The sequence below is a fragment of the Pseudomonas sp. TREG-RG-20F-10-E-6-01 genome, from assembly GCF_022662455.1.
Taxonomy (GTDB): Bacteria; Pseudomonadota; Gammaproteobacteria; order Pseudomonadales; family Pseudomonadaceae; genus Aquipseudomonas.
This window is the reverse complement of sequence record NZ_JAKNQP010000006.1, coordinates 1-25,135: the sequence shown is the minus strand read 5'-3', so window position 1 is coordinate 25,135 and position 25,135 is coordinate 1. Positions and strand designations below refer to the sequence as shown.

The window sequence follows — 25,135 nt, the reverse complement described above, 5'->3', positions numbered from 1 at the left end:
CACACCGAGCCCAGGCGAGGTGCCGAGTGGTGGGGCGAGGACCTTTTGGTTACTTTTGGGTCCGTACAGGTCCTTCCAAAAGTGACCCGCTGTAAGAGCGGAACCCATAGCGGCCGTTACCGCAGCAACGGATATGTACACGAGCTACCACCATCCCAGGCAACCCAGCCCCAACATTTTCCACCCCATTGCTTCACTTCATCTCGCCGGCCGCAGCAACTGCATCTGCTGGCGATAATCATCCGTCACCTGCCGCGCCTGGCTGCTGCTGGTAATCACCCGAGGCGTAATCAACACAATCAACTCCGTGCGATCCTTGGACTTGCTGGTGTTACCAAACAACCACCGCAACCCAGGAATTTTGCCCAGATACGGCACAGCACTGACACTCTGCGCGTTGTCCTGCTTGATCAACCCGCCCAACAACACCGTCTGCCCACTTTGCACCGCCACCTGCGTCGACACCGAGCGCGTCGATATCCGCGGATTCACCGGCGTATCACTGGTACCACTCTGAGTTTCGGCATCACTGACCTGCTGCTGAATATCCATGTACACCAACCCGCCCGGATTAATGCGCGGCACCACATCCAGAATCACCCCGGTCTGCACGTACTCGACGCTGCTCAAGGTGGAATCGGCGTTGCCGGTATTCACCGTGGTCTGACTGATAGGAATGTTATCCCCCACCTGAATCTGCGCCGGCTGGTTATTCATCACCACCAACGACGGCGCCGACAGCACCTGAGTGCGCCCATTGGTCTCCAACGCATGCAACGCCACCTGCAAATTGGCGCTGACAAACGAATAAAACAACGAATCCGACGCCCCCAGCCCTGCCCCGCCGCCCCCGAGCGCCCCCTGGCTGCCCGAGGCATTCGCCACCGTATTACTTCCGGAATTCCCCGCCAGGCGCCCCAGATACCACTGCACCCCGAGATCCAATTCCCCGGTCAACTTGACCTCAAGAATGCGCGTCTCGATCTGCACCTGAAGCGGCGGATTATCGAGGCGTTTGATCGCCGCTTCGATCTCCTTCCACTGCGCCGGACGCGTGCGCACCAGCAGTTGGTTACTGCTCTTCTGCGCAGTAATCCGAGTTCCGGCTTCAAGACTTTTATCCGCCGCAGGCACAGCAACGTCCGGTGCTTGCTCAGGTTCCTCGGCAGGTGGCGGCGCATCTTGCAACCCGCCGGAATTGCTGTTGAGCGACGACAACGTCGCCGTGCGCAACCCCGGCGCAACCTTCGCCGGCGCGTCGTCCTTGATCGCGTCATTGCCATAGATCTGGCGCAGGTACCTGGCCAGGTCCGAAGCCTTCATATTGCGCACATCGTAGACATACATCTGCGGCTCGTTACCGCCGCCCTCGTCGATGGTGCGGATCCAGTCACCCACCTCGCTGAGGTACTGCGGCTGTGAAGAAATCGCCATCACCGAATTGGTGCGCTCAATCGGCAAAAACCGCAGCATGCCCGCCAACGGCATGCCACTGTCCGGGCCGAACATGGCTTGCAGCTCGGGCATCAACTCGGCCACTGACGCGCGTTGCAGGCCGAACACGCCCACCGACATGCCCTTGAGCCAGTCCACATCAAAGGTGTCGATGGTTTCCTGATAATTGGCCAGTTCCTCCGCGGTGCCGGCCAGGCTGAGGATATTGCGCGCCGGGTCCACCAGCAAAAACGCGTTCTCGCGGGCAAACGGCTTGAGCAGCTTTTGCATCTCGGTGGCGGAGATATACCGCAGTGGGAACAACCGCGCAGAGAGGCCGCTGGACGGCGCCGCCACGTGCATTTGTGGCACCAGCTTGCCGGCCACGGCCTGGTCGGCGGGCAGGATCACATAGCGCTGGCCCTGGCGGATCATCGCGTTGTCGGTCCAGGACAGCAGGGTTTCCAGAATCGACAACGCCTGCTGCTTGTCCACCGGTTTGGAGGTGGAAAAGCTGACGTTACCCTTCACGCCCTGGGCGATGCTGTAGTTCTCGTGCAGCAGGTCGCCCATCACGCTGTTGATCACCGCTTCGATGGGCTGGTCGGCGAAGTTGAACACAATGTCGCCGCCCTGCTCCTTCGCGCTCGGTGATGCGGTGGGCGGGCGCACGAATTGCTGGTTGCCACGGATCACCTGGCTCTGTGGCGCTGACCTGGCTGCAAGCGGTGGGCTTTCAGGCGCAGGCGCCGCAGTCGGCGGCCGTTGTGAACCGGTGCCCTGCATGGCTTCGTGCAGCAGGTCGTCGTCCGCGTCGGGGCGGTCGGGGAAGGCGCCGCAGCCGCCCAGTGCGAGGGCGGTGGCCAGGCAAAATGTTGAAGTGCGCATGTCGATCAAGGGAGGGGCTCGCGGGGAAGAGTAATCGGGGGCCGGGTGGACGGCGGCGGCAGGCGCTTGGCATAGAGGTTCAAGGTTTGCGTGCGGCCATCCAGGGCAAAACGGGCGTATTGCGGCGTCAGGTGTTCCAGGCGCCAGCCGTTGGGCAGCGTCTGGCCCAGGCGCACGGTCAGCGGGCGGCCGTCGGCCTGCTTGAGCATCGCCATTTGCAGGTTGCCGGTGATCATGATGCCGCTGAGGGTCAGGTTGGCCAGGCTCGAGACTCGGGCTTTGCCCACCACGCTGTCGGGGCTGCGATCAGGGCTGAACAGCGGCGTTTGCCACGTGGCGGCGAGGCTATCGAGTGTCACGCTTGGCGCCACGCGCGCACTGACCGCAGGGTGCGCACGCGCGACGGGTTCGGGCAGCCACTGCGGTTGATCGCCGATGCTGCTGAGGATGACCGCCATCAGCACGCCGAGTAACCCGGCCAAGCCGAGCAAGCCCCATTCCAGGGGGCGCAGGGCGCCGATCATCGCGCCACCTGCGGTTGCAGATAGCCGCGCACCAACAGGTGCACCAGCAGTTTTCCCGCCCCGCCGCTGGCTGGCGCCTGCTGGCCACGGCGGATGCGCAGCTCATCCACAAACAAAAACGGCGGCTGGTACTCCAGCTCATGCAGCACGGCTTCCAAGGGCTCGATGGCGCAGTTCAGGGTCAGGCTGACTTTGACCTGACGATACGGCTCGCCCTCGTCCTGCTCGGGGGTGATGGGCTTGCGTTGGGTCAGGCTGCAGCCGCCGCCGAGCGTGGCGTGGCTGTTGATCAGGTCGGCAAGGCGCTGCATCAGGTCGGCGGCCACCACGTCAGGGTCATCGCCCGGCAACAGGCTGGTGCTGCTGGCCGGGTCCTGGCGGGCCTGTTGAAGTTGCTGGCGCAGCGCATCGCCCTGGCGCACCACGCCGGCGTAGCGTTGCTGCTGCTCGCGCAACTGCTCGGCCTGTTCGCCCATGTCACGCAAGGGGCCGGCGAACCAGCTGTCGATCAACAGCCAGTAGGCCGCGCCGACGACCACGGCCAGCAGCAGCAAGGCCGCGCCGCGACGTTCACGGGGTGTGAGGGGTCGGCGCATCGGCGGCCTCCTGACGTAGGTGGGCACGCAAGGCAAACTGGTCCTTGCCGGTGCGCGCATCGGGTTGAATCACCCCTTCGAACTGGGCGTTTTCCAGGCTGTGGCAACCCTTGATGCGGGTGATCAGCGCGCTGGCCTTGGCGCTTTGCCCGGAGATGGAAATCTCGCCGTCCTTGACGTCCAGCTGGTCGAGCCAGGTGTCGGCGGGCAGGCAGGTGGTGAGGTCATTGAGCAACGCGGCCAAGGGCGGCTGCGCCAGTTTGCGCCGGGTCAGGTATTGCGCCGCGCCACGGGTATTGAGCAGTTGCTGGCGCAAGGCGTGCACCTCGGCAACCTGGGCTTTTTGCTGCTGCACGCTGGCGCGCATGGCGTCGAGCACGCGCTGGCGGTCGTTGAGCCACAGCAACATCGCCGCAATCAGCAAGGCACCGCACAGCCACGGCAGGCTGCGTTGCAGGCCTTTGCCGGTGGGGCGTTGGCGCGGGCGCAGTGGCGCGGGGAGCAAGTCGATGCCCAGGTGGTCCACATCCACCCGATGAGGGTGCACGCCGAGGGCGGCGCAGTCGGTGAGGATCTGGTCCAGCTGTTCGCGCAGGATCGCCACCAGCGTGACCTGCAGGTGCGTGGCGGTGCGTTGCTCCTGGCGCGCGACGAAGTACAGCTGGTCAGCCTCGAAGGGCGTGTAGCGATCCAGCTCGTACCCGACCACGGCGGTCAGGTTGCGCGCGGCGGCCAGCGGCAGCTGCACGGTTTGCAGCAGCACCGCGTCGGGCGCGAGCATCAGCACCTGGCGCGCGCTGGCGAGTGTGACCGGTTCGCTCAGTGGCCAGTGGCAGACCTGCTCAGGCGGCTCGCTCAGGGCCAGCCATTTCGGGACACAGGCGCGCAACTCCGCGAGCCACAGGCGCCAGCCCTGTTGCAGCAGGCTGCCGCGCCAGTGCCGGGCGATGGGTTCCAGTCGATTCATTCTTGCCAACGCAGCACCCGGTAGGGTTGCGCGCTGTCCTCCGAGGGGCTCAGTAAAACGGTGAGTTGCAGGCGTGCCTGGTAGCCGCCGGGACGCTGTGCGTGGCTGTCGACCACCAGCACCACACCCGGGTCGGCGCCTTCGGCGTTCTGACGCGGCAAGTTCAGCGCCTTGCGCATCAGCGGGCTGGCGAAGGCCGGATCGGGTCGATCCAGGTCACTCCACAGGGTGATTTCCGGCAGCAATTGGCTGTACAGCGTTTGTGTCATGCCGGGCAGCTGGCGCACTTCTTCCAGCACCCGAAACGGCGGCAGGCCTTGCTTGCGGCGCGCCTCAAAGGCTTTGATCAATTGGTCGGCCTGGGCTTGGGTGGCGCCGCAGGCCAGGGCCAGGCGCATCAAGTCATCGGCCTCGGCGTTGATCAGGTAGAGCTTGCCGCGCTCGCTGCGCAGGCTGACGTGCAACTGGGCATCGTCGAAGGTCAGCGGGATGTCACGGCCGTCGGCAATCCAGCGCCGATCGGCCATGACCAGGGCGATGCCGGCTTCGGCAGCCAGCACGGTCTGGGTGTGCTGGCGCAACCACAGGGCCTGGCGGCTTTGCAGCTGTACCCAACCGGCCAGGCCGCCGAGCAACACACTGAGCAAGGCCAGCGCCCACAGCACCAGCAGCAGCGCAGCGCCGCGTTGGCGCCTCATTCCTCCAGCGCTCCGCTGGCGAGGTTAAGACGCAGGGCAATCACTTGGGTAACCCACGGCAGCGGGCCGTCGATGCGCGCGGCAATGCGCACCGCAGCGGGCAAACGCTTGGGCCACGGCCATTGGTTGACCCATCCGGTGGCTTGGCCCAAAGGCGATACGCCGCGGTAACTGAACTGCACGTCCTGGACGTTTTTGAGCAGCACTTGCGGCTCACTGCGGGCGACGTTGGCGTGCGATTCGAGCTGAGCAAAAGACACCTGCAATGCCTGTTTTTGCGCTTGCAGTGTGAATCGCTGAATGCCGCCGCCGAGCACACCCGGCAGCGTCGCCACAAACTGCAATCGCTGGGACGTGCCGACAAAAAAACCATCGGTCTGGCTGTCATCTTCGGTGACGTCCAGGGGCAGCGCTTCACTGATCGCCGTGCGTAAAAACTGCTGGGCGGCGCGCATCTCATCCAGGCTGGTGGTGTAGCGCTGGGCCTTGGACACAGCGCGATTGGCGCCCAGCAACGCCCCGCCCACCAGCACCAGCAGTACCGCGAGCAGGCTGAGCACCACGAGGATTTCCAGCAAGGTGAAGCCCTGCTCGCGGCGCTTCACAGGCGCGCCTTCAAGGTACTGAAACGGGCCTGGTGCGGCCCTTCGCTGACGGTCAGGTCGAGGCGAAAAAGGTGCGGCTGTTGTCGGGTCTGGGTCAGTTGCCAGTGGATGCCCTGCAAGTCACCTTCACTGACACCTTCAGCCAGCGGCCCCGCCGCTTCCTGGTCGAATACCGTCAGCGCCGCATGGGTGAGGCGGTCGCTGTGGGCGACTTGCGACAACGAGCGCGCGCTTTGGCCAAAGGCGACCAGCAACACTGTGCCGCACACCGCCATCAAGGTCAGCGCGGCGAGCATTTCAAGCAAGGTGAAGCCTGTCTGGTATTTCATGGCAGCGCCTTGGACTGCACGCTGCCGGTCAGCCAGCCCACGTCGATGCGCCAGCGCCGGCTGCCATTGGCCAACAACAGATGGCCGCCGGTTGAGCTGCCGTCGGGGTAAAACTCGACAGCCGAACCGGCCTGTTCGGCAGTGTGCAAGCTCACCTGCAGCTCAGCCGGCCAGCGTTGCAGCGCGCGGCCCGGCGCCTGGAAGGTCATTTTCTGCAGATCGAATTCAGTGCGCGCCGCCGTGCCGCTGACAACCGCCCCGGCCCGCGTGGTGCGCAGCGCATCGACCATCTGCCCGACCACGCGACGCTCTTGCGCCGCCTGCAAACCCTGGCGCACGCCCAGCCCCAGCAACCCGGCGGCGAGGCCGATCAACAGGATGACCACCAGCATCTCCAGCAGGGTAAAGCCGCGCTGGGCCATGGCGAGGTTATTCCCAGTTGCCCAGGTCGGCGCTGTAGCCATCGCCGCCCGGCTGGCCGTCCTGACCGTAGAAAATGAGGTCGAAGGCGCCGTGCTCGCCGGGGTAGCGATAGCCGAAGGCATGGCCGAACGGGTCCTTGAGGTCTGAGGGCTTGGCGTAGGGGCCGGCCCAGCTGGATGCGTTGGCGGGCTTGTCCACCAGCTGTCGCAGGCTGTTGGGCGGCGCGCCTACGTCGAGGGCATAGCTGTCGATTTTCATGCTCAGGCCGGCCAGTTGCGCCTTGCCTGCGCCGTATTTGCCCTTGTCCACGTTGCCGCCGACCTGGCGCACCACAATGGTCGCGACAATGCCCAGCAACACGATCACCGCGAGCATTTCGAGCAGGGTGAAACCGCTTTGGCGGCGTGTCGATCCGAGTTGGAGGTGTCGCATGGGAGTGGCTCCTTGAAGGTTCATATATTGCTGGTCAGGCTCATCAGCGGCAGCATGATCGCCAGCATGATCACCGCCACCAGCACGGCCATGACCACGGTCAGCGACGGCACCAGCGCGGCGAGCAGGCGGTCGATGCCGCGTTTGGCTTCGACGTCGAACACCTCGGCGACCTTGAGCAGCATGCTGTCCAGCTCACCGGCCTGTTCGCCGACTTCAATCATTTGCAGGGCCAGGTCTGGCAGCAGCGGTTGCGCGCCGAACGCGCTGGCGAGGGTGCCGCCGCCTTTTACCGATTCCGCCGCGTCCGCCACTTGGGCCTGCAGCGCCCGGTTGGTGCAGACTTGGCGGGCAATCACGAGTGCCTGCAGCAGGGCCACGCCGTTGCTGAGCAGGGTGCCGAGGGTGCGCGTCAGTCGGGCGGCTTCGACGCGTTGCAGCAGCGGGCCGATCACGCGAATGCCGAGCAGGCGGCGGTCGTAGCGCTGCCTGCGCAGCGGATCACGCAGGCGTGCCGCCACGATCCAGATGACCGCCACCAGAGCGCCCAGGACCCACACGCCATAGGCGCCGAGGAACTGGCCAAGCGCGAGAATGACCTCGGTGATCAGCGGAATCGGCACGCCCAGGTCCTGGAAAATCGGCACGAATTGCGGCACCACGTACGCCAGCAAAAGCGCCAGCGAACCCACCACGCCGACCACCAGGAACGCCGGGTAGATCAGCGCATTGATGACGTCGCCGCGCAGCAACTGGCTGCGTTCCAGATAGTCGCCCAACTGATGCAAGGTGCTTTCCAGCGCGCCACCGGCCTCACCGGCGCGCACCATGCTCACGTACAGCACCGAGAACGTGTCGCCCTCCTCCTCCAGCGCGGCGGATAACGGCTTGCCCGCCTTGACGTGGTCGCGGATACGCTCGATCAGCGCGCGCACCTGGGGTTGGCCGGGTGGCTTGAGCAGCAGGCCCAACGCGCGCTCAAGCGGCTGACCGGCGCCGAGCAACGTAGCCAGTTGCTGGGTAAAGCTCACCAGGGCCGCGCCCTTCAACGGCCCGCGCACAGTGCGCAGCAGCGGGCTGCCGGCCACTTCGATGTGCAACAGCAGTAAACCGCGTTTGTGCAGGACGGCGATGGCAGCCGCCTGGTCTTGGGCTTGCAGCGTACCGTTGTGGGCCACGCCCTGGCTGTCCAGCGCGCGAAACTTGAACAGGCTCACGCGCCCTCTCCACGGGTGACGCGCAGCACTTCTTCCAGCGAGGTGACGCCCGCCAGCGCCTGGCGCAGGCCTTCTTCATGCAAGGTGCGCAGACCGGCGCGGCGCGCGGCCTGCTCCAGCGTGGTGGCGTCGGCGTGGCGCATCAACAGGCTGCGCAGTTCGTCGTTCATCACCAGCAATTCGGTGATTGCACTGCGACCGCGATAAGTGCCCTTGTAGAGCAGGATCGGGCGCTGGTCGGTCAAGCGATCCAGGCCATGTTCTTCGATCAGTTCCGGCGCGGCTTCGAATGCCACGCGGGTCGCCGGGTCCAGGCGCCGGACCAGGCGCTGGGCGAGAATGCCGCTGACCGTCGAGGCGATCAGGTAGCTTTCCACGCCCATGTCCAGCAAGCGCGTGATGCTCGCGGCAGCGCTGTTGGTGTGCAGGGTGGAGAGCACAAGGTGGCCGGTGAGCGAGGACTGGATGGCGATGCGGCAGGTCTCCAGGTCGCGGATTTCGCCGACCATGATCACGTCCGGGTCCTGGCGCACGATGGAGCGCAGCGCGCCGGCGAAGTCCAGGCCAATGGCGGGCTTGACCTGGATCTGATTGATGCCTTCGAGCTGGTATTCCACCGGGTCTTCAACGGTGATGATCTTGCGTTCAGCGGTGTTGAGCCGCGACAACGCGGTGTAGAGGGTGGTGGTTTTGCCCGAGCCGGTGGGCCCGGTGACCAGCAGGATGCCGTGCGGGCGTTCGAGCAGGTCGAGAAATGCCGCCAGGCGTTGGCCGTCAAAGCCCAGGCTCTGGAAGTCGAACTGCACGGTTTGCCGGTCGAGCAGGCGCATCACTACCGATTCACCGAAGCTGGTGGGCACCGTGGACACGCGCAGGTCCAGCGCCTTGCCCTGGACGCGCAGCATGATCCGCCCGTCCTGAGGCAGGCGCCGTTCGGCGATGTCCAGGCGCGCCATGATCTTGACCCGCGAGATCACCGCCGCCGACGAACTGGCCGGCGGCGCTTCGGCGTCGTGCAGCACACCGTCGATGCGGTAACGCACCTTGAGCTGGTTTTCGAAGGGTTCGATGTGGATATCCGACGCGCGCTGTTCCACCGCACGCTGCAGGATCAGGTTGACCAGGCGAATCACCGGCGCTTCGGAGGCCATGTCCTTGAGGTGTTCGATATCTTCCAGCGCCCCGCCCTGCTCATCGAGGTTTTCAATCAGGGTGCCCATGGCGGAGCGGCCCTGGCCGTAGTAGCGCTCGACCAGCGTGTCAACTTCAGTACGCGGGCCGATGGCCAGCCACACCGGCACCTGGCAGGCGTAGGCCAGGGCTTGAAAGGGATAGAGGTGCGCCGGGTTGGCCGCCAATACGCGCAGGCCACCTTGGGCCCAGCCCATGGGTACAACCTGGTAGTGGCGCATAAAGCGCTCAGTGAGGGCGGGCAACGGGTCGAGCAGCGGCGGCGCGGCATCGGCCAGCAACAGCGGCGCGCCAAGCAGGTCCGCCCAGGCGCGGGCCAGTTCGATTTCGGAGACCAGCCCCAGACGCGCGAGCAGGCCGAGCAGGTCGCCGGCGTCCGTAGACAGGCGCCGGGCGCGCTCCAGGTCGACCGTTTTCAGCCCGGCGTGCCGCATCAGCCACGCGCACACGTGGTCGGTGTGCGGGATCTGCAGAGTGCAGGCGTCGGTGGGCATTGACGACATAGTGTGGGGTGTCTAGTTGCGAGAAAGTATGGCTATTTGGAACTACTGGCCAATACCGGAGAAGTGCCATTAGTTCGCCACGCCGCAGTCGGGGTTAACCGGGTTAATCGACTGAAAGTTGTAAATCTAGTTCCTGATGGCTGGAAACAAACTGAAAAGAATACGCATTGGCTGTCCCGGATTTCCGGTACAGCCCTTGATTTAGGGCCTTTGGAGTGAATCAGCAGAAGTGAGCTAGTTGCAATTAGCCACTTCACTAGTTATTCAAGTGCTCTCACGCTCAATCAAGCGACACTCCAGAAGATTCAATCGCACAACTTCATCCTCCACTGGCAGAACACCCAAACTTTCAAGTACCCGCGTGGCGGCTAATATTCCGATGTCCAGGGCTGGCGGTTTTATCGTGCTCAGACTTGGCAAAAGCATTTCGGCAAAGGGGTAATCACCAAAACCGAGCACGGCGCAGTCTTGCGGGATGTTCAATCCGGCCCGCTGGCCTGCCAGCAAACCACCGGCGGCCAGGTTGTCGTTGGCGAAGAAAATCGCATCCGGCGGCGTGGCGTGGCTCATCAGCACCTGCATTGCCTGCTTGCCGGCTTCGAAAGGCGCCAGGTCCGCATCCGGGGCAAACACCCAGGGCTGCACACCCAGTTGGGCGGCGGTGGCGGCATAACCGTCGCGCCGCTCAAGCGCACTGAAGTCGCCGGGCGCGCTGTTCTGCACGAAGGCGATGCGCCGATAACCCTTGGCATACAGGTAGCGCGCAGCACTGACGCCCACCTCGTAATGGGAGAAGCCAATCTGCAAGGGTTCGCGCGTGGGCACGTAATCCCAGGTTTCCACCACCGGAATGTCTGCCTCGGCGATCATTTTTTCAGTGCCCGCGCTGTGGAAACGACTGGTCAGTACCAACGCCGCCGGCGACCACCCGAGAAACGCGCGCACCGCGCTTTCTTCCTGGTCGGCGCTGAAGTAGCTGGACGCCAATAGCAGCTGATAACCATGGCGGCTGAGCGTGTCACTGAAGCCCTGGATGGTGTTGGCAAAGATCGGCCCGGAGATGTTGGGAATCACCATGGCCACGATCCGCCCGCGCGCCGAGGCCAACCCACCGGCCACCAGATTCGGCACATAACCCAACTCGGCCACCACCGCTGCGATACGCTCCCGGCGCTCTGGTGAGACCTGCTCTGGCTGATTGAAATAGCGCGACACGGTGATCGCCGACACCCCGGCCTGGCGCGCCACGGTATTAAGAGTGACGCGCCCGGCGCCACGGCGTTTGCGCGGTTTTTCTTCGCTCAAGAGGCAATCCTGTTAGAAACGAAAAAGCATATAGGACTAATTTTTTAGTATTTGACGCTCTAAACCAGCCCCAACAATAATGCCGATGTTAGCGCTACCAAAGCGCTTTGTCTGCTACTCGCTCGAGCGAATGCCCAAGACACGACACAGGCGCTGACGGTCGCAGAACCGCAGCGGTTCAGGGCATTTTTGGAGCGGGCACAGCATGCACAACTTTCCACGTCACACTCATTTATTGTTTCTCGCCGGGCTGACCGCCCTCCCCGCGCCGGGCGTATGTGCCGCCGATGAGCAAGAACCCACGCTCAAATCCGTCACGGTTACCGCGACGCGGCGTGAAGAGTCGCTGCAAAAAGTCCCGGTGGCGGTCTCGGTACTCGATGGCGAACAACTGGAGCGCGACAACCGCAACGGCGTGGCGAGCATCGTGCAGCAAGTGCCGTCGCTGAACTTTCGCACCGGCGCGTCGAACAAGGACACCTCGTTGTTCGTGCGCGGCGTGGGCACCATTTCCACCTCCCCAGGCGTTGAACCGACCGTGGCCACAGTGATCGACGGCGTGGTGTATGCGCGTCCAGGCCAGGCCACCCTCGACCTGCTGGACCTTGAGCGCATCGAAGTGCTGCGCGGCCCGCAAGGCACCTTGTTCGGCAAGAACGCCTCGGCCGGCGTACTGAACATCACCAGCAAGGCACCCACCGCCGAGACCCACGGCTATATCGACCAGTCGTATTACAGCGGCAACGAAAGCCGCACACGTTTCGGTATTGGTGGCAGCCTGGTGCCCGGGGTACTCAAGGGCTCGATCAGCACGCTGCTGGGCAGTTACGACGGTAATGTGGATAACAAAAACAACGGCCAGGAGGTCAACGGCTACAACCACAAAGGTATTCGCGGCAAGCTGGAATTCACCCCCAGTGACGAGGTGAAACTGACCTTGATCGCCGACTATATGCAGGCCCATGACGACGGCCCGAATGGCGTGGTGAGCAAGTCGCTGACACCCGCGTTTGCCAATGCGTTGAGCCCGGTGCGCGCGTCCAGCGACAACCGCGATATCAACACCGACACGCGCAGCCATGTCGAAGACACCAACAAAGGGTTGTCGGCGCAGCTGGACTGGAACCTGGGCGACTACACCCTGACCTCGATCACCGCCTGGCGCGGCTGGGACAACACCCAATACCAGGATGGCGACCGCCTCGGCACCGTAACCGCCGCCTTCCCCGGCACCGCCGACAAGGGCGAGCTGGCCTTCGACCAGTACTCCCAGGAACTGCGCCTGGCCTCGCCCAAGGGTGAGTTCCTGGAGTACGTCGGTGGCCTGTTCTACATGCATGGCAAGAACGAAGAGACCTACCAGCGCACGCTGACCACCCCGGCGCGCACCGACCGCGGCATTGCCGACTACACCACCACCAGCGACAGCTACGCGGCATTCGGTGAAACCACGCTGAATTTCACCTCACGCTTTCGCGGCATCGCCGGCCTGCGCTACACCCACGACGAGCTGAAATACGATCACCGCCGCGTGTCGACCTCCGCTACCACGGTGAGTGGCATTCAACCGGCCACCCGCAGTGCCGGTTCGGTAGACGAGGACGGCTGGTCCGGGCGGCTGGGCGTGCAATTCGACATCAGCGACAGCATCACCAGCTACCTGACCTACTCACGTGGCTACAAAGGCCCGGCGTACAACGTGTTTTTCAACATGCAGCCGCGCGACACCAACGCCCTCAAGCCGGAAACCTCCAACACCTGGGAAGCCGGGATCAAGGCCACCAGCTGGAACAATCGCCTGACCACCAACCTTGCGGTCTTCCACAGCGACTACGACAACTACCAGGCCAACTTTTTCGACACGGTCGCAGGCCAAGTCGTGACGCGCCTGATCAACGCCGGCAGCGTCAGCACCGAAGGTGTCGAACTCGATTACGCCTTGCAGGCCACCCAGCAACTCAAGTTGTCCGGGGCCCTGGCTTACACCCATGCGCGTATTGACGAATTCGCCTGCCCCGCCGGTGCGGCGGCAACGTGCAACGTGAATGGCAAACCACTGCCGTTCAGCCCGGACTGGAAAAGCTACGTGCGCGCCGACTACAGCATCCCGCTGGAGAACGGCCTGGACGTCGAACTGGGCACCGACTACAGCTGGCAGAGCGAAGTGCAGTACGACATCAGCCAGAACGTCGACACCAAACAAGGCGCCTACGGCATCTGGAACGCCAGCGTGGCCCTGGCCGATTACAGCAATGGCTGGCGCGTGGCGCTGCTGGCCAAGAACCTCGCCGACAAGGCCTACTCGCCGCTGCTGGCCAGCGGCGGCAACTACATCTACCGCGCCGTGCCCCGTGACGATGAACGTTACTTCGGCGTGCAACTGCGCAAGGATTTTTAAGCATGAGTCGTCAATTGAAACTCGGCGCCTTTCTCATGGCCACCGGGCACCACGTCGCCGCCTGGCGCCACCCGGACGTGCCGGCCAACGCCGGGCTGGATTTCGCCCAGTACAAACGCCTGGCGCAGATCGCCGAGGCGGCCAAGTTCGACGCGCTGTTCGTGGCCGACAGCATTGCCGCCGCCACGGGTGAGATCGCCAGCCAGATGGCGCGTTCGGATCACTTCGAGCCGCTGACGTTGCTCTCGGCGTTGAGTGCGGTAACGGCGCATATCGGCCTGATCGCCACGGCGACCACCAGCTACAACGAGCCCTACCACGTGGCCCGCAAATTCGCCTCGCTGGACCACCTCTCCGGCGGGCGCGCGGGCTGGAACCTGGTGACCTCGGACAATGCCGCCGAGGCGCAGAACTTTGGCCGGGATGAGCACCTGGGCCATCGCGAGCGTTACAGCCGGGCGCGGGAATTTCATCAGGTGGTGACTGGCTTATGGGACAGTTGGGAAGACGACGCTTTTGTGCGCGACAAAGCCAGCGGCCACTACTATGACCCGGCGAAACTGCATGTGCTGGACCACGTCGGCGAGCATTTCCGGGTCAAGGGCCCGTTGAACGTGGCCCGCTCGCCACAGGGCCAGCCGGTGGTCGTGCAGGCGGGTTCTTCCGAAGCCGGCCGGGAGCTGGCTGCGCAGACCGCCGACGTGGTGTTCACCGCGCAAACGTCGCTGGCCAATGCGCAGGCGTTTTATGCCGACCTCAAAGGGCGCCTGGGCGGCTACGGACGTGAGGCCGACGCGCTGAAAATCATGCCCGGCGTGTTTGTGGTGGTGGGGCCAACCGAGGCTGAGGCACAGGCGAAATTCGAGGCGTTCCAGGCGTTGGTCGAGCCCGAGGTGGGCGTGGCCTTGCTGGGGCGCATGCTGGGTAATTTCGACCTGTCCAAGTACCCGTTGGACGGGCCGTTGCCGTCGCTGCCATTGACCGACAGTGGGCAACGCAGCCGCCAGCAATTGCTCAGTGACCTGGCGAATCAGGAGCAACTGACGCTGGCGCAACTGGGCCGGCGGATTGCCGGTGGTCGCGGGCATTACAGCCTGATCGGCACGCCGCTGCAGATTGCCGATGAGCTGCAACGCTGGTTCGAAAACGCTGCGGCCGATGGTTTCAATATCCTGGTGCCGCATTTGCCGGGAGGGCTTGAGGACTTTGCCCAATGGGTGGTGCCCGAACTGCAGCGGCGCGGCCTGTTCCGGACCGACTACACCGGCAGCACACTCAGGGAACACCTCGGTTTGGTGCGCCCGGCGAATCGTTTCAAGGCGGCTCAGGCATGAAAATCCCTTTGCTGTTGCTGGCCCTGCTGGCCGTCACCCACACCGCGCTGGCGGCCGACCCCGCCACCCTGCGCATCGGCTACCAGAAAGGCTCTATCGCCCTGGTACTCGCCAAGGAACATGGCTTGCTGGAACAGCGCTTTGCACACACCGCGGTGAAATGGATCGAGTTTCCCGCCGGCCCGCAGATGCTTGAGGCACTGAACGTGGGCGCACTGGATGTAGGCTCTACCGGCGATATCCCGCCGCTGTTCGCGCAAGCGGCCGGTGCCGACCTGGTCTACATCGGCGCCGAACCGCCCAAGCCAACCGCCGAAACCGTCCTGGTGCGCAACGACAGCCCACTGCACTCGGTTGCCGACCTCAAGGGCAAAAAAGTGGCGTTCCAGAAGGGCTCCAGCTCCCATAACCTGATCCTGCGTGCCTTGAATAAAGCCGGCCTGCGCTATCAGGATATTCAACCGGTGTACTTGCCCCCAGCCGACGCCCGCGCGGCGTTCGAGCAAGGCAGCGTGGACGCCTGGGCGATCTGGGAACCCTATTCGTCATTGGCTTTGAGCCAGAGCCCGAGCCATGTGCTGGCCAACGGCGAGGGCCTGGGTTTGTCGGGGCCGGTGTACACCGCGCGGCGTGAGTATGCACAGGCGAACGGCGCGTTTATCCAAGCGCTGCTGGGTGAACTCAGTGCCGCCGAAGCGCTCACCCGCAGCGAGCGTGAAGACAGCTTGAAGGTGCTGACCGCCTTTATGGGCCTGCCTGCCAAGGTGATTGCCCGCTATATGGATAACCGCCCGCCTTCGCCGATCCTGCCGATTGACGAGACGGTCATCCAGGCGCAGCAAGCGACGGCGGATCTGTTTTATCAGAACCGTTTGTTGCCCAAGGCCATTGAAGTGAAGAAAGCCGTGTGGAGCGCTGAAGCCAACTGAGGCCAGGCATTGTGGGAGCGGGATTGCTCGCGAATAGAGCGTGTCAGCCAACACATCAGGTGGCTGACCCACCGCATTCGCGAGCAAGCCCGCTCCCACAGTTTTAACTGCATTTCACATCAAGCCGCGCAGGGCACGGTGGTCAGTAGCAGGTTGAGTGGCGTCAGGCTTGATTTCGGGTGCTTTTTTCCACGAGGCACATCGGTGTGCCGGCCACCGGCTCGCGCATGATCTGCACCTGCACATCGAATACTTGACGCATCAGTTCGGCGCTGATCACTTCGGCGGGCGCGCCGTGCGCGACCAGTTTGCCGCCGTGCATCACCGCCAGGTGGTCGGCATAGCGGCAGGCCTGGTTGATGTCGTGGAGCACGGTGATCACGGTCTTGCCTTCGGCGGCCAGTTCGCCCATCAAGTCGAGCAGTTCGACCTGGTGACTGATGTCGAGGTAGGTAGTGGGTTCGTCGAGCAGCACCACCGGCGCGTTCTGCGCCAGCACCATCGCCAGCCACGCGCGTTGGCGCTGGCCTCCGGACAAGTCCGCCAGGGCGCGGTCGGCCAGGGCGTCGAGTTCCAGGCGCTGCATGGCTTGGGTCACGTGGGCCTGATCGTGGCCGCTCAGGCGCCCCCACAGCGAGTTATGCGGGCTGCGGCCATAAGCGATGAGTTGGCGCACGCTGACGCCTTCCGGCACCGGCAGCACCTGGGGCAAAAATGCGATCTGTTGTGCCAACTGACGAGCGGACAGGCTGGCGTAGGCTTGATCCCCCAACGTCAACTCGCCCTGGCTTGGCTTGAGGATGCGCGCGAAGGCCTTGAGCAAGGTGGACTTGCCGCAGCCATTGGGCCCGATCAACGCAGTGACACGCCCCGGTGGCGGCGCGAACGACAAACCCTGCACGATGCGCGTGGCGCCGTAGCCGATATCGAGTTGATGTGCTTTTAAAATGCTCATGTCATCAGCCCTTGAACCGTGCCAGCAACCAAAGAAAATACGGCGCGCCAATCACCGCCGTCAGCACCCCCGCAGGGATTTCGCTGGGCGCGATCAACGTGCGCCCGAGGGTGTCGGCCAGCACCAGCAACAGCGCGCCGATCAGCATCGCCGCCGGCAGCAGATACAGGTGATGCCCGCCCACCAGGCGCCGCGCCATGTGCGGCGCGACCAGGCCGATAAACCCAATCGGCCCGATCACCCCCACGCCGAGGCTGGTCAGGACCACCGCGCACGCCATCGCCAACCAGCGCGCGCGGGTCAGTGCGGTGCCCAGGCTGTGGGCGGCTTCGTCACCCAGGGCGATCAGGTTCAGCGGTTTGGCCAGGCACAGGCCCAACGGAATCAGCAGCAGAAACGGCAACACCAGCGCCACGTGGTGCCAGTTGCGGCTCCACAAACTGCCGGTCAATGCGAGCAAGGCGGTGTTGATATCCAGCGGATGGGAGAGGATCAGAAACTCGGTAACGCTGGACAACGTGACCGCAATCGCCACACCCGACAGTGCGAAACGCACCCCGGAAAAACTCACGCCGGTGTTGTACAGCGCCAGCAGCAAGGCGCCACCCGCACCGCCGAGGCAGGCCACCAGGGGCAACCAGGCAATCGGCATGTGCGGCCAGCCGATGATCGCCACCGTCAGTGCCAGCCCGGCGCCCTGAGTGACGCCGAGGATTTCCGGCGAGGCCAGCGGGTTGCGAATCACACCCTGGACAATCGCCCCGGCCAGGCCGAACGCGCAGCCGGCGAGGATGGCGATCAGGCTGCGTGGCAGGCGATGGTTCCACACTTCGAAGTCGAGGGCGTTGTGGGCCAGCAGACGGTCCAGCACCGTTTCCGGGGTGAGCCACACCGTGCCGGCACTGAGGCTGACACCGGTCGCCACCAGCAACATGCCGAGCAGCAGCCATAGGCGCAATCGGGGTTGGGTCATAGCGCGCGCCTGGCAAGAAAGAGGAAGAACGGCGCACCGATCAGCGCGGTCACCACACCCGCCGGGGTTTCCACCGGAAAGGCCACAGCGCGGCTGAGCAAGTCGGCGCCGAGCACGATCGCCGCGCCCAGGGCTGCACTCATAGGGATCAGCCAGCGGTAGTCATTGCCGAGAAATTGCCGAATGATATTCGGCGCGATCAGCCCGACAAAACCGATGGGGCCGGCGGCGCAGACGCTGGCCCCCACCAGCAACAGGCTGGCGAAAAATACCTGCAGACGCAGGCTGGCGATGCCCACGCCCAGCGAGCGTGCAGCGTCTTCGCCCAGGTTGATCAGGTTCAGGCGCGGCGCGCACCACAGCGCCCACAGGCCGCCGATCAAGGTGCAAGGCCAGAGTAATTGCACCTGGGCCGCGCCGACGTTCGCCAGGGAGCCGGCCAGCCAGTTCAGCACGCTTTGTGCCTGAGCCTCGACCAGAATCACCGTGAGCCGCGTCAATGCTGCGCACAGCGCCGCCACGGCTACGCCGGCCAATACCAGCCGGCCTTGGGCGGTGGCGGGCGACCACGCACCGCCCAGACTGAACACGGTAATCCAGGCCAATGCGCCGCCCACGCAGGTCATCAACAATGCGCCGCCGGCAAAGGGTGGCGCGACCAAGCCGGTCGAGAACAATGCCAACCCCAGCGCCGCACCCGCCGTTACACCAAACAGCGACGGCGATGCCAACCGGTTGCGGGTAATGCCCTGCATCAGCGCACCGGCCAGGCCCAGGCAGGCACCGACCAAGGCCGCGCATACCGCTCGCGGCACCCGCAACTGGGCGACGATATAGGCCATATTGCCGCCCACGCTGCCCTGGTGAACCAAGCCATTCCAGGCATCCGCCGCCGTGAGGGTGAACGGCGACCAGCTGTACAAAGAGAGCCAGAACAATAAAGCGCCCAGCAGCACGATACTCGCTGCCGCGAGACTTCGGCCCATGCTTATTGGCTCAGTACGGCTTTGCCGCCTTTGAGAATGGCCAGGGCGTCTTCGGCGATTTGCTCCGAGGCCAACACACCGCGATTGCGCGCCCAGCTGTCGCCGTCGACTTCGGCCACATGGTGGTTACGCACCGCACCGAGCACTTGCCACAGCGGCTGCTTGCTCCAGGTGTCGACGATGCTTGGGCGGCGGTAGTGACCGACCAGCAACCAGCCCGGATCCAGCGCGAGCAATTGCTCCAGGCTGACAAACTCGGTGGGGGCGGCGTTGGCGCGCACCGAAGGTACTTTCAGGCCAATGGCTTGCAGCACGCTGCCGGCATAGGAGTCCGGGCCGTGCACGGAAAAGCTGTCTTCCCGGGCGACGCCGAACAGTACGCTGGCACCGGCGGGTATCTGCTTGGCAATCGCCTGCAAATGCTCGCGGTTCTGCGCGATACGCGCCTCCATCTGCGGGCTTTTACCCAGGGCCTTGCCGATCAGCTCGGCGGACTTGAGGCTGCCCTCGTAATCCTCACCACGCGAAGGCAACAGCAAGGTGGGCGCGATGCTCGACAGGTCGCTGTACAGCGCCTGGTGGCGATTGAGGTCGGCGACGATCAGGTCCGGCTTGAGCCGGGCGATTTCCTCGATGCTCGGCTGCGAGCGCAGGCCCACCGATTTCCATTGGCCGATGGCCTGGCGCACGCGTGGCAGCACTCGGTTGGCGTCACCATCATCGGCAGCGCCTACGGGCGTAATGTCAACAGCGGCGAGGCTGTCGAGAAAGGAAAACTCCAGCACCACCACGCGCTTGGGCGCATCCGGCAAGTGCACTGCGTGCTGGCCATCATTGAGGTCGATGGGCGCAGCGCTTAACACGCTGGAAGAGAACGCCAGGAGGCAGGCGGCAAGGGTCGGGATGGAGCGCAGCATTCGCATGACAGGGACCTCGGCGTTGGAACACCCCGGCTGGACAGGCTGGGGAAAACGGCGGGTACTATTCCATATCAGGGCGATGCAATCAAAAAACATTCTTATTAACGCTTTTTCATTTACAGGCGCTGTACATCCTGTTGGCAGCTGGGCTGCTGTGGCGAGCGGGCTTGTTGTGGCGAGCGGGCTTGCCCCGCGTTGGGCTGCGCAGCAGCCTCTATTCAGTCACCGCAGTTTTTTCAGTCAGAACTCATTGGCAGGTTTTGGGGCCGCTTCGCAGCCCAACGCGGGGCAAGCCCGCTCGCCACATCAATCACGCTTGCCTCGACAAGCCCGCTTGCCCTCAAGTTGCGCAGTTAGAAGTCGACGGTGGCCGAGAGCAAGTAGGTACGCGGTGTCGACAGGGTTAATCCCGGTTCGCTGTCATCCGAGGCCCCGGCCGAGCTCCAGTAGCGTTTATCGGCGACGTTCTCGATATTGGCGCGCAAGGTGATGTGTTTGTCATCCACCTTGAAGGCGTAACGCGCGCCGACGTCGATGCGGTTCCAGGCATCAATTTCTTTCACGTTGGACTGATCCAGGTACTGCGAGCTGGAATAAATGCCCCGGCTGGTCAGGGTCAAACCCTCGAGCGTCGGCACATCCCATTCCGCCCCCAGGTTCACGTTGTACTTGGGCGTGGCCGGCGCGCGGTTGCCGTCGTAGGTGCCGTTGGTGGTATGGGTCAGCTCGCTGTCGATGTACATCACGCCACCGAGCAGGCGAAAGCCCTTGAGCGGCTCGCCAAACACACTCAGCTCCACCCCGTCGTTCTGGCGTTTGCCGTTGGGGCCGAACACCCGCGTGGTGGCGTTGGTTTCATAGGCTGGCTGTTTGATGCGGAACACGGCGGCGGTGACGGCAAAGGCGCCCGCGTCGTATTTGGCACCGACTTCGACCTGCCGGCTGATAAACGGCGGGAAGATTTCGTCTTCGTTGATTGAGGTAGAAGGTGCGATTTTGCCCTGGCTCAGGCCTTCCATGTAGTTGGCATACAGCGACAACGTGTCGGTGGCCTTGAAGAGGATGCCACCCGACGGCGAGACTTTTTCCTCGTCATAGGCGGTGTCACCTTTGACGTTGTCGGTCCAGTCATCCACCTTCACCCGCTGCCAGCGCGCGCCGAGGGTCAGCAGCAATCGGTCGTCGAAGAAACCCAGGGTGTCGGACAGCGCGACACCGCTGAACTTATTCTCTGTGTAGACCTTGGAATCGAAGCGCGTCGGCCGCGAGGGGGTCGGGATTTGCACGGGGTCGTAGAGGTTACTTGGCGCCGCCGCATACCGCGCCCCGCCGTTTTCAAAGTCCATATAGAAGTAGCTGGCAGCCAGGTTGAGCTCATGGCTGACGGGGCCGGTGTGCAACCAACTGCGCACGCCCGCCGTGGCGGTGCGCACGTTTTCGTCACGGGTGAAATCACGCGGCTGCACGCTGAAATCCCCGGCGTTGTTGGTGACGGACACCGCGTGGCGCAGGAAGTCGTGATTACTTTTCCGCGCGCCAACACCGCCGTAGAGCATCACGCTATCAGTGAGGTCGAACTCGCCGTTGACGGTGCCGAACGTATCGTTGGTGCTGGCCTTGCTCCAGGGTTGCGCGTAGTTACGGCGCACATCGCCGGCACTCGGCACGCGGGCATTCGGGCCGATCTGGACACGCTCCTGCGGGGCATCGGTGTCACGCTCGGTGTGACCGATGTCAGTGGAAAGGCGCAGGCGATCGCCACGAAAATCCAGGCCCAGAACGGCCATCTCACGGTCGACACTCTGGTGGTCCCACTCGGTGTCGCCAGACTGCTTCACGCCGTTGAAACGGATGCCGAATTTGTTGTCCTCACCAAAGCGCCGGCCCACGTCCACCGCACCGCCAGCCTGGCTGCCGGAAGCCCAGGTGCCGGTAAACGAACTGATGTCTTTGTCGGTGGCGCGCTTGGGCACCACGTTAATTCCGCCGCCGACGCTGCCGCGTGGTGAGATGCCGTTGATCAACTGGCTCGGGCCTTTGAGGATATCGACGCGCTCGGCCATTTCCATGTCGATGGTGTACGTCGGCAACACGCCGTACAGGCCGTTGTAGGCCACATCACTGTTGAACAGACTGAATCCGCGAATGGTGAACTGCTCATAGCGCCCGCCGGCCGGGTTGGTGGCGCGCACTGAGGGGTCGCTGGCGATCAGGTCGCCGAGGGTGCGCGCCTGCTGGTTCTTCACCGCTTCCTCGGTGTAGGTGGTCATGCTGAACGGCGTTTCCATGAAGTCCCGCGAACCGAGCAAGCCCTGCGAGCCACGACGCGCCACTTGCCCACCAGCGTAGGTATCGCCGCCCTCCTGCCCCGCGCTGCCGATGATTGACGTCGGCGCCAATTGCAGGCTGCTGCCTTCGGGCACCGGCACCAGCCTGTACGCCTGCTCACCCATCGGTTGCAACTGCAGGCCGGAGCCTTGCAACAGGTAAGCAAAGCCCTCCTCCACGCCATATTCGCCGGCCAGGCCACTGCTGCTGCGACCGCTGACCAACGCAGGATCTACCGACAGATTAACCCCCGACAACCCGGCGAAACGGGTCAGCGCCGCGCTCAGGCTGCCAGCCGGCACCTGGTAGCTGCGCCGAGCACTGCTGTCTTCGGCGTAGCTGATCGGGACGAATAATGGGCTGGCACTGAGGCTCAGCATCAGGCTCAAGTTCAGTAACGGGCGCAGGCGCAAAGGTGGGACGGCGGGCATTGGCGGAAGCTCTCGATTTGATTCACTTGCCATGAATGACAGGCGAGGTGAAAAAAAGGGACAGGCAGCGGCCATTTTTTTTCAGACAATGAAGCGCTCAACTGACCGGCACTTTTAGCCCTACCTTGACCCGGTCCAGCGCCTGGTATTCCCGCAGGCTGGCGACATTCAGTATCAGCACGAAACCCACTTCGCCGGTGACGGGGTAGCAATGGTGCACCTGGGGCAGGATCGACCCGTCGAAACCGTCCAGGACGTGCCTGATTAACCCTGCTGGTGGCACTGATGGGACTGTTGCTGCTGGCGGTGGTTGGCAGTTAAACGCTTATGTGCCAGGGTTCTCCCGGCCATTACCCTGAGCATTTTCGTCTTGCATAGAAGCCACCCATTGCTCAGGATGGCGGCCTGATTTCAACCTCTGCAAGAAGGCTCGACGCATGAAACTATTGCGTAAATGGCGCGAACACCAAGCGCGCAAGGCATTGCGCGCGCTCTCCCCCCTGGAGCGTTCGACGCAGAAACTGCGCAACCGTTACCCCGACTACAGCTTTGGCATCGGCACCTACGGAGACCTGAAGGTTCACGACTGGCATGAAGGCACGACCTTGCGCGTGGGTGCCTACACGTCCATTGCCGGCAATGTCGAAGTGTACCTGGGGGGCCATCATCGCACCGATTGGCTCAGTTGCTATCCCTTCCCGGCCAAGGTCAAAAGCCTCGCGCACATCACTGATTTTGGTGGCAGCAAGGGCGACGTGATCATTGGCAATGATTGCTGGATCAGCTCGCACGCGAAGATTCTGTCCGGCGTCACCATCGGCAATGGCGCGGTCGTCGCGGCCGGCTCCATTGTGACCAAGGACGTTGCCCCTTACGCCATCGTGGGCGGCAACCCCGCCAAACATATCCGCTGGCGCTTCGATGAGCCCACCCGCCAGATCCTCGAACAGTCCGCCTGGTGGGAATGGCCGGAAACCGAGGTGCGCGCGATCGCTCATTTGCTGTGCAGCACGGATATCGACCCGTTTGTGGATTACCTCAAGCAGCGCGCCACTGGCGCCTGACGGGTGCCAACAGGCAGCCCACGGAAAAAATAGCGCGCATGAAAAAGCCCAACCTTTGCAGGTTGGGCTTGATCAAGAATATGGTTTCTGCCACTCCATTACAGACGAAACCGACCTACTTCCTGTTTAAGTCCTATCGCCAACTGATTCAAATCGTTGCTGGTGCGCAGAAGATCTTGCACAGACTGATTATTTTGCTCAGCCATCTGTGCAGATCGTTCGACGTTACGTGCGACGTCCTGACTTGCAGCTGTTTGCTCACGCAAGGCCAAAGAAATCTGTTCGACCACCTCGAGCACTTGGCCAGAGCTTTGACTAATTTCGGTAATAGCCTTGCCAGCTGACTCCGCCATTTCCACACCCTGGCTAACTTCCATCACGCCGCTGCGCATACTCTCCACAGTCTCACGGACTCCGAGCTGGATCTTGTCGATCATGCCGGCAATTTCCTTGGTAGATTTACCGGTGTTCTGCGCGAGCAACCGTACCTCGTCGGCGACTACTGCAAAGCCGCGGCCTTGTTCACCCGCTCGAGCAGCCTCAATGGCAGCGTTGAGGGCGAGGAGATTGGTTTGATCTGCGATGCCTTGAATAACACTGATAATGGTAGATATCTGCTCGGAATGGTGGCCCAACTCTGACACTTTGGTTGAGGCATGCTGCACGGTCTTCGCGATACCATTCATGCTGGTCAGTGTGTTCTGGATGACGGTGGATCCATCTATTGATTGCTGACCAGAGCGATGAGCAAGTCCGCCGGCCTCGCCTGCGTTGTTGGATACATGGTTGATACTTACCGTAAGTTCTTCAACCGTGGCCGCCATCGCGGATGCCGAGTTTGATTGTTCGTTTACCGCGCTGGAAAGCTGCTCCGAAGCTCCTGAAATCTTCTGTACGGATTCAATCAATTGACTGGCAGCTTGATTGATCTGCTGAATCATTTCCCGCAGGCGCGTTTGCATGCGATCAAATGCCCTGGGCAGTTCATCGCTGCTGCTGGTATCAATCACGGTGTCCAATCTACCTTCGGCAACCGCTGTCGCCGCGTCTATAGCCACTTGCAGGCGGGCGCGCGTGGTGCGGCCTAAAGCATAGGCGAGGATGACCGCCAAAAAGGCCGCAATCAAACCACCGGCCACCAGAATCGTAATCGCGCGATCCTTGGCGTTGTTCATCTCTTGAGTGCGGCTTGCCAACAGAACGTCTTCTGCCTGCGATAGCTCTGCAATAATGCCGCGCATGCCATCCATTTTGGCTTTGTCTGCGCCGCTGCTTATGCGCTGATTCAGCGAATCACCGGAGGTGCCGCTTTGCGTCAGCTCACGCCGTTGCGCGATGATCGAATGAACGTCTTCGTCCAGCCACCGCTTTTGTAGCTGCTCCAATGAGGCAAGCCGTTTCTGCTGCTCGGCGTTATCAATCGTCAGTTCTTTGAGCGTCGCAAGACTGCTAGAGAATGTACTTTCACCGGCAATCTGGGGCTCAAGAAAGTTGTCCTTGCCGGTGATGACGAAGCCGCGCATACCGGTCTCGATATTGATCAACTGTTCAAGGGCTATCTTGGACTGACTTAACACGCGATAACTGTGGACGTTGCTGCTGATCGCACTGTCGACCTGTCCAAACCCACGGTATGCGCTGATGACAAGGATGCCCAACAGAAACACGATGGCGGCAAAGCTGAGGTAGAGCTTTTGGGAAATAC

The 25,135-nt window shown here is 63.1% G+C and carries 23 protein-coding genes; 4 read left to right on the top strand and 19 right to left on the bottom strand.

The window, feature by feature from the left end; genetic code table 11:
• Window positions 1-198: 198 nt before the first annotated feature.
• From gspD to L8K08_RS18195, 12 genes are all read right to left on the bottom strand, one after another.
• On the bottom strand, window positions 199-2,322 hold the full coding sequence (gene gspD, locus L8K08_RS18250) for a type II secretion system secretin GspD (RefSeq protein WP_242199202.1): 2,124 nt from the start codon (window positions 2,320-2,322) through the stop codon (window positions 199-201).
• A gap of 5 nt (window positions 2,323-2,327) precedes the next feature.
• Entirely contained in the window at window positions 2,328-2,846 is a 519-nt protein-coding gene (locus tag L8K08_RS18245) for a general secretion pathway protein GspN (protein WP_242199201.1), read from the bottom strand.
• Window positions 2,843-3,442, bottom strand: a complete 600-nt coding sequence (gene gspM / locus L8K08_RS18240) for a type II secretion system protein GspM (protein WP_242151007.1) — start codon at window positions 3,440-3,442, stop codon at window positions 2,843-2,845. The genes L8K08_RS18245 and gspM overlap by 4 nt, the downstream gene beginning before the upstream one ends.
• On the bottom strand, window positions 3,417-4,409 hold the full coding sequence (locus L8K08_RS18235) for a type II secretion system protein GspL (RefSeq protein WP_242199199.1): 993 nt from the start codon (window positions 4,407-4,409) through the stop codon (window positions 3,417-3,419). Before L8K08_RS18235 ends, gspM begins: the two co-directional genes overlap by 26 nt.
• The gene (locus L8K08_RS18230) at window positions 4,406-5,107 is read right to left on the bottom strand and encodes a general secretion pathway protein GspK (protein ID WP_242199197.1); all 702 of its coding nucleotides are present in this window, start codon (window positions 5,105-5,107) and stop codon (window positions 4,406-4,408) included. The genes L8K08_RS18235 and L8K08_RS18230 overlap by 4 nt, the downstream gene beginning before the upstream one ends.
• Window positions 5,104-5,712: a prepilin-type N-terminal cleavage/methylation domain-containing protein gene (locus tag L8K08_RS18225; protein ID WP_242199195.1), complete on the bottom strand. Its 609-nt coding sequence runs from the start codon at window positions 5,710-5,712 to the stop codon at window positions 5,104-5,106. Before L8K08_RS18225 ends, L8K08_RS18230 begins: the two co-directional genes overlap by 4 nt.
• Complete coding sequence (locus L8K08_RS18220) at window positions 5,709-6,041, bottom strand: prepilin-type N-terminal cleavage/methylation domain-containing protein (RefSeq protein ID WP_242199193.1); 333 nt, start codon at window positions 6,039-6,041, stop codon at window positions 5,709-5,711. Before L8K08_RS18220 ends, L8K08_RS18225 begins: the two co-directional genes overlap by 4 nt.
• Window positions 6,038-6,463: a prepilin-type N-terminal cleavage/methylation domain-containing protein gene (locus tag L8K08_RS18215; RefSeq protein WP_242199191.1), complete on the bottom strand. Its 426-nt coding sequence runs from the start codon at window positions 6,461-6,463 to the stop codon at window positions 6,038-6,040. Before L8K08_RS18215 ends, L8K08_RS18220 begins: the two co-directional genes overlap by 4 nt.
• Before the next feature lie 7 nt (window positions 6,464-6,470).
• A complete protein-coding gene (gene gspG, locus L8K08_RS18210; RefSeq protein ID WP_242199188.1) occupies window positions 6,471-6,896 on the bottom strand; it encodes a type II secretion system major pseudopilin GspG in 426 nt (141 codons plus the stop codon).
• Between the two features lie 20 nt (window positions 6,897-6,916).
• A complete protein-coding gene (gene gspF / locus L8K08_RS18205; RefSeq protein ID WP_242199185.1) occupies window positions 6,917-8,113 on the bottom strand; it encodes a type II secretion system inner membrane protein GspF in 1,197 nt (398 codons plus the stop codon).
• Window positions 8,110-9,807 (bottom strand): type II secretion system ATPase GspE, encoded by a 1,698-nt coding sequence (gspE, locus tag L8K08_RS18200; protein WP_242199182.1) that lies wholly within the window; start codon window positions 9,805-9,807, stop codon window positions 8,110-8,112. Before gspE ends, gspF begins: the two co-directional genes overlap by 4 nt.
• Window positions 9,808-10,071: 264 nt before the next feature.
• Window positions 10,072-11,112, bottom strand: coding sequence for a LacI family DNA-binding transcriptional regulator (locus L8K08_RS18195; protein ID WP_242199179.1), 1,041 nt, complete (start codon window positions 11,110-11,112; stop codon window positions 10,072-10,074).
• A 205-nt stretch (window positions 11,113-11,317) separates the two neighbouring features.
• On the opposite strand from L8K08_RS18195, the gene L8K08_RS18190 reads away from it, so the two are divergent.
• Genes L8K08_RS18190 through L8K08_RS18180 form a run of 3 tightly spaced genes read left to right on the top strand, consistent with a single transcriptional unit; the run spans window position 11,318 to window position 15,773 of the window.
• Window positions 11,318-13,510, top strand: a complete 2,193-nt coding sequence (locus L8K08_RS18190; protein WP_242199177.1) for a TonB-dependent receptor — start codon at window positions 11,318-11,320, stop codon at window positions 13,508-13,510.
• A gap of 2 nt (window positions 13,511-13,512) precedes the next feature.
• Window positions 13,513-14,844, top strand: coding sequence for an LLM class flavin-dependent oxidoreductase (locus L8K08_RS18185; protein ID WP_242199175.1), 1,332 nt, complete (start codon window positions 13,513-13,515; stop codon window positions 14,842-14,844).
• Complete coding sequence (locus L8K08_RS18180; RefSeq protein WP_242199173.1) at window positions 14,841-15,773, top strand: sulfonate ABC transporter substrate-binding protein; 933 nt, start codon at window positions 14,841-14,843, stop codon at window positions 15,771-15,773. The genes L8K08_RS18185 and L8K08_RS18180 overlap by 4 nt, the downstream gene beginning before the upstream one ends.
• A 163-nt stretch (window positions 15,774-15,936) precedes the next feature.
• Here L8K08_RS18180 and fecE read toward each other — a convergent pair whose 3' ends face one another.
• From fecE to L8K08_RS18150, 6 genes are all read right to left on the bottom strand, one after another.
• On the bottom strand, window positions 15,937-16,728 hold the full coding sequence (gene fecE, locus L8K08_RS18175) for a Fe(3+) dicitrate ABC transporter ATP-binding protein FecE (protein WP_242199170.1): 792 nt from the start codon (window positions 16,726-16,728) through the stop codon (window positions 15,937-15,939).
• 4 nt (window positions 16,729-16,732) lie between these two features.
• Window positions 16,733-17,701, bottom strand: a complete 969-nt coding sequence (locus tag L8K08_RS18170; protein ID WP_242199168.1) for an iron chelate uptake ABC transporter family permease subunit — start codon at window positions 17,699-17,701, stop codon at window positions 16,733-16,735.
• Window positions 17,698-18,687, bottom strand: coding sequence for an iron-dicitrate ABC transporter permease FecC (fecC, locus tag L8K08_RS18165; RefSeq protein WP_242199166.1), 990 nt, complete (start codon window positions 18,685-18,687; stop codon window positions 17,698-17,700). The genes L8K08_RS18170 and fecC overlap by 4 nt, the downstream gene beginning before the upstream one ends.
• A gap of 2 nt (window positions 18,688-18,689) precedes the next feature.
• A complete protein-coding gene (locus tag L8K08_RS18160) occupies window positions 18,690-19,610 on the bottom strand; it encodes a Fe(3+) dicitrate ABC transporter substrate-binding protein FecB (RefSeq protein WP_242199164.1) in 921 nt (306 codons plus the stop codon).
• A gap of 350 nt (window positions 19,611-19,960) precedes the next feature.
• Window positions 19,961-22,366, bottom strand: a complete 2,406-nt coding sequence (locus tag L8K08_RS18155; RefSeq protein WP_242199162.1) for a TonB-dependent receptor — start codon at window positions 22,364-22,366, stop codon at window positions 19,961-19,963.
• A 97-nt stretch (window positions 22,367-22,463) separates the two neighbouring features.
• A complete protein-coding gene (locus L8K08_RS18150; RefSeq protein WP_242199160.1) occupies window positions 22,464-22,649 on the bottom strand; it encodes an Lrp/AsnC ligand binding domain-containing protein in 186 nt (61 codons plus the stop codon).
• Window positions 22,650-22,803: 154 nt separating this feature from the next.
• On the opposite strand from L8K08_RS18150, the gene L8K08_RS18145 reads away from it, so the two are divergent.
• On the top strand, window positions 22,804-23,430 hold the full coding sequence (locus L8K08_RS18145; protein WP_106580540.1) for a CatB-related O-acetyltransferase: 627 nt from the start codon (window positions 22,804-22,806) through the stop codon (window positions 23,428-23,430).
• 98 nt (window positions 23,431-23,528) lie between these two features.
• Here the strand turns inward: L8K08_RS18145 and L8K08_RS18140 are convergent, their stop codons facing one another.
• Window positions 23,529-25,133 (bottom strand): methyl-accepting chemotaxis protein, encoded by a 1,605-nt coding sequence (locus L8K08_RS18140; RefSeq protein ID WP_242199156.1) that lies wholly within the window; start codon window positions 25,131-25,133, stop codon window positions 23,529-23,531.
• Window positions 25,134-25,135 lie beyond the last annotated feature (2 nt).